4 protein-coding genes are annotated in these 5,699 nt (G+C 35.1%); all 4 read right to left on the reverse strand.

Going from position 1 to position 5,699, the window contains the following annotated elements:
• The coding region (locus RYO55_RS09535) for a putative porin (protein WP_314985293.1) at window positions 1-1,253 on the reverse strand (1,253 nt) is incomplete at its 3' end.
• 406 nt (window positions 1,254-1,659) lie between these two features.
• Window positions 1,660-3,672 carry a sulfatase-like hydrolase/transferase gene (locus RYO55_RS09540; protein ID WP_314985294.1) on the reverse strand — a complete coding sequence of 671 codons (2,013 nt, stop codon included), beginning with the start codon at window positions 3,670-3,672 and terminating at the stop codon, window positions 1,660-1,662.
• A gap of 157 nt (window positions 3,673-3,829) precedes the next feature.
• A complete protein-coding gene (locus tag RYO55_RS09545) occupies window positions 3,830-5,008 on the reverse strand; it encodes a glycosyltransferase (protein ID WP_314985295.1) in 1,179 nt (392 codons plus the stop codon).
• A 119-nt stretch (window positions 5,009-5,127) separates the two neighbouring features.
• Complete coding sequence (locus RYO55_RS09550) at window positions 5,128-5,676, reverse strand: hypothetical protein (protein WP_314985296.1); 549 nt, start codon at window positions 5,674-5,676, stop codon at window positions 5,128-5,130.
• Window positions 5,677-5,699: the final 23 nt, after the last annotated feature.

Genomic DNA, 5,699 nt, shown 5'->3' on the forward strand with positions numbered 1-5,699 from the left:
TGTTTTTCGTTATTCCCAAATCGTTTGTTTGTTTTGTTTTTAAAGCCATAGTATGCAGTCAAGCCCACATTGTCTTGCAATGCATAATCGGCAGTCAATAACCAACCTTTATATCCTTGGTAATGTTCTTCATCAAAATAAATATCCCATGTGGAGGATATTGGCGCCATATGCTGACCAAAGTTGAAGTATTGAGCTTTTACATCCCAAGTCCCCCGTTTAGCTTGGTCATAATCACCATATCCAATACCTGCGGTCCATGCAGAACCTTTTGGCACACTGGTAGCTTTCACCCATTCACCGCCAATCCAAACTTTATTAAAGTTCAAGTCTGTGCTTAGGCCATATACATTTTTAACATCCAATTCATTACGTTTTGTTTTATTTGCCCTCGCATAGAAAGCACCGAGGTTAACGTGTTTATTCAAGTCGGATTTAAGGCCAAGATATGTAACCGTATTATTATTTTCTTTACTTATACCTGCTGCTGTCCCTTCAATAAAATAACCATACGCCGCTTGGAATTCAACCTTGTCATTCACGGCATTGAATTGGATTCCGTCAAAGCCATCATCATAAATTAAACCATTACCGATCATTTGGTTCAAACGACCTGCTTTTACAGATACATGTTCACCAAATTTGTGGTCTACATAGACACGGTCAAATTTTACATTGTTTTCATTTACCTTAATTTCGGAATTACCCAACTCAAAATCACCGGTCGTGAAACGGACAACGGCTTCCGTGCGGTCATTAACCTTAGCATTAAATTGTAAGCGTGCACGAGCGTCAAATTTAGACTCTTTTTTATAGCTGTTATCATAATCGGTTGTTCTAAAGAAAAAATAATTTTTCTTTTTCGTGTGAGAATAACGAAGACGCATATCGCCAGTTACTTTCACATTACCAACGCGGTCTTCCAAACGACCAACACGAACGCCCAAGTTGTTCAATTCGTTGGAGAATTCATCAGCCAAACGGTTAATCATAGCTTGTTGTTCAGCGTTAGCGCGGTCTTGGTTAGCCATAGCTTTAGCTACCATTTGAGCCATTTCGTAACGAGTGATATCGTTTTGGCCTTTGAAAGTGCCATCTGGATAACCATTAACGATACCAGCGGCTGCCAATTGGGATACAGCTTGGTATGCCCAAGAATCAGGAGTTACATCGGAGAATGGGTTAGCTGCGAATGCCGTAGTTACACCCAAAACTGCTGTTGCTGCAAAGATTGCTGCGAATTGTTTTTTCATAATACAATACCTCTTCTTTACACTACAAACAATTACTATACGATCTTGTAAAGCAATACGCTTATCCCTATGTGTCCATGTTTCCATACAAATAATACGTATACCTTTACAAGATATACATTATCATATAGAGATTAAATATTATTTAAATATTCATGAAATTTTCATTCATTTTTTAGGGCTATTACAATAATATATCTTTTATCATCGAATCATTAATAATTTGATCCGCCCCATACAAGCCATCTTGGTAACTCTTTTTAATACCCGTAATACTTAACTAATTATAATCAAAAGCATCATCTAGAGTAGATATATCATAATAACTATTATCTACAAAGGAAACTTCTCTATAACAATTGTCAGTTGCTAAAATCTACATAATGGTGGTCTTAAAATTTTATATTTAACATTTTAATATTTCTGGATGTCGCACAACCCATGAAGTCAACTCAACATAAGCTTGTTTTATCTCTTCAAAATCATGACGTTCTATATGTGTTATAGGTGAATCTTGCTGTTTAGAATCTCTCCAGTTAATATCCTGTGCTGTATAGTTACCATAAAAACCGATTTCAGATTGTGTCATCCAATGGTACGGAGTTACAATGTGTTCTTGAGGTTCAAATAAGGAAGGCATTAAAGAATAATATTCAAAATCTTTTGGTGCTATAAGTTCAAAAATAGTAGGCATAATTTGCATATGATCACCAATACTATTTTTATTAATCCAATTAGCATCAATACCCTTATGATACATGGCAAAATATGTACAAAATGATTCTCTAATAGTTTGCTTTCTATATGAAAGCAGAGAATCCGCAATGCCACAGGAATGATCACCTGTGACTATGATAAGACTATCTTCAAAATGTTCTTTCATATCATCAACGAAACGAAATAATGCCTGTTCTGCATACCAATAAGTACCCAAAGCTGCTACTTTGCTCTTATTATCTCTCACCACTCTAGGAATATTGCCAAAAATCGTATCTGCATCCCATCCATATCGTTCAATAGGAATTGTACTTGGTGAGTGATTAGATGTTGTATAAATAAAATGCATAGTTGGCTCATCATCAGCTGCCAATATGCGTTTTTTTACCTCATCTAAAAATAAATGATCATACACACCTAGCCATGTAGCAGGCGCATCTTCACCACAAATATCTGGGCCACCAATACATTCATCAAAACCCATTGATGGAGCAAATAAACCTAAGCTAGCCCAAGAAATATTACCTCCATACCAAAGTTTAGTTTTATAACCCAACTTCTTAATTTGTTCTGGCAGAGAAGTAATTATAGTATGTTCCCAAAATTGTGTTTTCTCATTAATTTCTAAATTAGAATCATAAATCCCTGAAATGAGACTTGCAATAGCCGGTTGAGAAATCATACCTGCAGGCAAAAAATTCTCCATAGAAATAGTATTCTTTTGTGCTTTAAACTGCTTTCCTGCATCGGCAATATGATATTCTGAATAAATATCGTCCGTCACAGATTGTGTAAGACTTTCACCAACAAGAATAAAAATATGCTTAGGCTTGGGAATTCGCGGCCCTTCAGCTTTTTTTTGTAAAAACTCTAATGGATTTACTCCTATCTTTACGTCTTTAAATTCTGGAATAATACGTAAATTTTTAATAGCTGTATCATCATCATGATTCAAAACTTCATTAACATTATGTTTATGCACTAATTCTAATGCAATCAAATCATCAATAACGGCTTTAGCCAAAAATATATCATTTTTAATAATAGCTGGTACAAAATCCCACTCCGGCTTATTTCGATGATTCAATGTACCACCATAACGTAACCAATAGAAAACCACTACCGTAAGAATAACTGATATAATTGTTCCTACTACTTGTCCTACAAATGGAAATGTAGGTATCAACAATACCGGTGTTAATAAAGTTGCATAAATTCCTAATGCTGTAATTACTGCAAAAGGAATAAAACCAAGTAATATCCATAATCCATGATTTTCATTAAAAAATATATCTAATAGATTCTTTTTATCAGCATTACCACCCAACCGAACTAATTCATTATATGTATCTTTAAAGTGATAATAATATATCAGCTTTCCCATAAATGCAGCATATAGTACCATTAAATACAATGTTAAAAGTATGGTTCTTACAATATCACCTACCGCGAAATAAGAGGATATAAATGCACCCGGTAAAGAGATAGCTAAAAAGGAAACTAATAATACATAAGCATGAAAATCGAGTCCCCACCAAAATCCATAAGTAAAGGTTTTAACTAGTTTTTTCTTATCCACATTCCAATGATATGAGGGTCCATATAGTTTAATAAAAATAAATCGAAAGATAGCACTGATTATAGGTGCCCATATAAAGATTTTTAAATCCTGTTGTAATCCTATTAGTAGTGACTCAAGCATATTTTACCTCTGATGATAATTATCATTTTATATAATCTACTGAGAACGTAAATATTTTATCCATACATCTTAGTATACAATAATAACAAATAAAATATACAAGTAATATGACAAAACCAGTGAAGTACTAAATAATTACTCCACTGGTTTTTATAATTTATTTAGTTTTACTTGTAGCCTTCAACAGTTCCTCCCATTGTCCCCAAATGGATTCTGGGCTGAATTGTTTCATTCGTTCACGGCCGGCTTGACCCATGGTAACGCGGAGGTTTTGATCTTGCATAAACTGTTCCAAGGCCCTCGTCAATGGTGCTACCCCATCATCACATAAGATTCCTGTTTCCCCATCGATGATGAGTTCATTGACAGCAGAGCAAGATTTATAGCCAATTGCTGGCAAGCCCATGCTCATCGCTTCACCCAGTGAAAGCCCAAATCCTTCATAGGCGCTTGGGAATGCAAATATATCTGCCGTAACGAGTACACTTGGTACATCGATTGTCGTCCCCATAAAATGAACACGGTCTCCAAGTCCCGCCTTGGATACAATCATATCCAAGTCTTTCTTATAAATCTTCCGGTCCTCTTGGCCCCATAACTCGATATCCCAGTTTGGATACTTCCCAGCCAATGGTGCAAATGCCTCAATCAATAAATGTGGCCGTTTATGGTTCTTATCGAGTCGTGCTACAAATACGATTTTATAACGGTCTTTCACCTGTGAAAGCTCCGCCTGCTCTGCATATTGTGGAATGGCATTACCAATTACAACAGTCTTAGCCTCTGGCAAGTGATTTTTAATATGAGATTCAAAGGATGGTAATAATACTTGATTCACCGTACTCTTTGCGACCGCTTCAACCTCCTCTACAGGATAAGTATTAAAATAATCCTCAGGGTCGCCGTGGCTCATGGTGATAACAGGAATATTTGTTTTCAAATCTAGCAATAACGCCTTTGATGCTGCTGGTTGGTACGACACGATTACGTCCGGCTTAGTTCGATTTAATACAGACTGAAGATGACCTAGTAGATATTTTTTGGTAAACTCATTATTCACACCACGAGCTTTACGCTTATCAAAGGCGCGCAAAATCTCCCGTTTTGCCTTGTACCAAAGAGGAATAGAATGACTTTCACCTTCATAATGACACAAATCATATGCGTCGATACCCGCATCAAGAGGATAGTAGAAATCCCCCGTTTGCACATCACTATACACGAGACTCACCTCGTGGCCACGACGCTGCATCTCATTGGCAAATGCAACCGTCACCTTAGCAAGGCCACCTGTATCGCCTACCATCTTTGTTAAATTTGCTAATAAAATACGCATTACACTCACCTTTTTTATTGCTTCTATCTTTTTCTGTCTTCTTTCGATATATAGTCAATTAACTATTACATATTAATAAATCATAATTCCATAACTTCTACTTCATGAATACAAAATAATTATATCATCTGATCAGTAATTTCTCTTATACTCCCCATCTGATACTTATACATATCATCCCAAAAATCTAAACATTGTTGTTGCCCATCAAAATGTCCTTCTTTGCATGATAGTTCGTATACATATTCTAATAGTTCATCAAGAGAAGCTGATACATATACAAATTCGGTCTCATCATGATGTTGAATAATAAATTTTACTGTTTTGATAAAAAGATCATATATTTCAGATACTTTATATTTATTATCTTTTATAAAATCAATGAATTGATGTAACAAAGCTCTACTAACTCCACCAGAAAATATTATATTAACAAATTCTGTATCCCTACCCAGTACTATCAATTTTTTTGAAAATAATTGACTAATACCTTTAAAAATATCTAATTTTTGCCCCTGCATCATAATATACCAACTTTTAACTCTATCAATATATTCTTCATACTGCCAATAAATATTAGCCATTTGCATCATATTGTATAAATGATTATGAGTTTTTAAAGAATCTATATTCTGCATATATGACTTCACAGCATCAGCGTCTTTCATATATAACTCTAGAATACAATAAT

It is taken from the genome of uncultured Veillonella sp., from assembly GCF_963551295.1.
Classification (GTDB): Bacteria; Bacillota; Negativicutes; order Veillonellales; family Veillonellaceae; genus Veillonella.